The following is a 470-nucleotide window of genomic DNA, read 5'->3' on the forward strand; positions in this document are numbered from 1 at the left end:
ACCTCTTTGCCCTCGGTCTTAATCACCGTCAGGGGAGCGCCGGGAGCGTCGGTATGCATGGCCAGGTCCCTCCTCTCCAGGTATTTGGCATAAATCTCCTCATTGCTATCCGCATCCCTTCCCCCTAAGACCAGGAAGCCGTCGGAGGAGTAAAACCAGCGGAACCTCTCATACCACTTGGGCTTTCTCCGTCTGTAGTATGAAGACACGACGCGGGTCTTCTTGGGAGCGACCTTTCCCGCTTTCAGCTCCTCGGTTATGGCCAGAGCGCTCTGTGCCCCTTTGGCCTTGCGGACCATATCCTTGGCCTTATCGTAGTACCTCTGGGCATTCTGGGGGACGGCCAGTTCGGCATTAAGCTCCAGCTCCTCCCCATCCAGAAAGACCCTCATCTCTCCCCTGCCGTCCAAAGAGAGGATCGTCTTCGCCTGGGGAAGGCCCGAGCCGCTGATCCTCTCCCAGATCTGGTT

Annotated in this window: 1 protein-coding gene; it reads right to left on the minus strand. The window is 58.1% G+C overall.

What is annotated here, in order from left to right:
• A partial coding sequence (locus tag BP822_RS00390) for an NFACT RNA binding domain-containing protein (protein ID WP_286877487.1) occupies positions 1 to 470 on the minus strand: 470 nt, incomplete at both ends.

It is taken from the genome of Methanosaeta sp. UBA458 (assembly GCF_002496085.1).
GTDB classification, from domain to species: Archaea; Halobacteriota; Methanosarcinia; order Methanotrichales; family Methanotrichaceae; genus Methanothrix; species Methanothrix soehngenii.